The following is a 1,560-nucleotide window of genomic DNA, read 5'->3' as shown; positions in this document are numbered from 1 at the left end:
TGAACTGGTCCCCGATTGTTGGACTGGCTAATTGGGATTTTAGGCTGCGAGGGTCTGGGTCCGGTATTGGACCGGGCTCTGACCGTCGAGTTTGGTGGAGATCCTTTCGTTGTTGTACCAGTGGATGTACTCGTGCAGTGCTGTTGCCAGGGCGTCGGTGCTGAGGAACCGGACGTGGTGGAAGAGTTCTTCTTTGAGGTGTCCGAAGAAGTTCTCCATGACCGCGTTGTCGTAGCAGTTGCCCTTGCGGGACATTGACTGGGTGGCGCCGGCTTCGCTGAGTAGCTGGCGCCAGAACAGGTGCTGGTATTGGAAGCCTTGGTCCGAGTGCACCAACGGTTTTTGACCCGGTTCCAGGCAGGTGATGGCCTGACGCAGCGAGGCGTTGGCCAGTTCCAGGTTCGGGGAGTTACCGATGGAATAGGAGATGATTTGCCGGTCGAAAAGGTCCATGACGGGTGAAAGGTAGAGCTTCCGGTCCCCGACGCGGAACTCGGTGACGTCAGTGACCCACTTCTGGTTCGGGGCATCTGCGTCGAACTCCCGGTTCAGCAGGTTCGGTGCAATCACACCCTGCTCGCCTTGGTAGGAGTTGTAGCGTTTCCGCCGCCGGACCTTGCAGCGCAGGGCCAGGGCGCGCATCAGTTTCAGCACGGTCTTCTTCGCCACCGTCCATCCTTGCTTCACCAGCTCGGTGTGGATGCGGCGATGTCCGTAACGGCCGTGGTTGGTCGTGAAGATCGTTGTGATGGCAGTCTTGAGAGCTTCCTTCGGGTCCGGGGACAGGAGCCGGGCCTGATGATAGAAGAACGTCGAGCGTGCCAGGCCCGCGACCTGCAGCAGAACCGGGAGCGGGTAATCAGCCTTGAGGGCAACGAGGGCTTGAACCTTCACCGTCGTTCCTGAGCCCTCAAGGCCCGCAATTTTCCCAAGTAGGCCACCTCAGCCCGTAACAGCTCATTCTCCCGACGCAGTTGCTCAAGTTCCGAGCTTTCCTCAGCCCGTAACGTGGCCCTGGACTTCACCGGAGGCGCGGTCTCGGACTTCCCTGGCGGCACAGCCTTGGACCTCACCGAAGGCAAGGCCTCGGACCTCGCGGATGGCGTGGTCCCGGACTTCAGGGAAGGCGCACCCTGCCCTTTAGCCGACCTGCCTTTCGATTTAGACCGCAAACCGTCCTCGCCCTCCAATCGATAAGCCCTGACCCATGTCTGCAACAGTTGACGCGAAGACAGGCCCGCTTCAACGGCCAGCTCAGAGCCGGTTTCGCCCGCAAGGAACCGCTGCACCAACGCCAGTTTGACCTCGAAAGAGTATGACTTCGGTGTCTTTGTCACCAGCGCTCCTCGCCCATGAATCCTCCAAAGCCCATACAACGACCTCACCGGCACAGGGGGCGCATCTAGGTACCGTGCAGTCGTCCGATACCCAAGACCCCTCTCAAAACACGCTACAGCCGACACGCGCTGCACCACAGACAAAGAACTACGCGAACTCAAAAAACTGCTCCCCTCAAATCGGAACTGAAAATCTCAGTCCAACTTCAGGGGAGCAGTTCAC

At 59.4% G+C, this 1,560-nt stretch carries 2 protein-coding genes and 1 pseudogene; 1 reads left to right on the top strand and 2 read right to left on the bottom strand.

All coding sequences use genetic code 11. From position 1 onward, the window contains the following. Positions 1–39 precede the first annotated feature (39 nt). On the bottom strand, positions 40–894 hold the full coding sequence (locus PJL15_RS22520) for an IS3 family transposase (RefSeq protein WP_281453350.1): 855 nt from the start codon (positions 892–894) through the stop codon (positions 40–42). A gap of 114 nt (positions 895–1,008) precedes the next feature. Here PJL15_RS22520 and PJL15_RS22515 point away from each other — a divergent pair, with 114 nt between their 5' ends. Further along, positions 1,009–1,197, top strand: a complete 189-nt coding sequence (locus PJL15_RS22515) for a hypothetical protein (RefSeq protein ID WP_281453349.1) — start codon at positions 1,009–1,011, stop codon at positions 1,195–1,197. Positions 1,198–1,208: 11 nt separating this feature from the next. Here the strand turns inward: PJL15_RS22515 and PJL15_RS22780 are convergent. Continuing rightward, positions 1,209–1,289 (bottom strand): annotated as a pseudogene (locus PJL15_RS22780) (hypothetical protein); the annotation flags it as partial. Positions 1,290–1,560 lie beyond the last annotated feature (271 nt).

Source organism: Paenarthrobacter nitroguajacolicus, assembly GCF_029952445.1.
Classification (GTDB): domain Bacteria; phylum Actinomycetota; class Actinomycetes; order Actinomycetales; family Micrococcaceae; genus Arthrobacter; species Arthrobacter nitroguajacolicus_B.
Note: the sequence above shows the minus strand (reverse complement) of the source record. Positions and strands in the feature narration are given on the sequence as shown.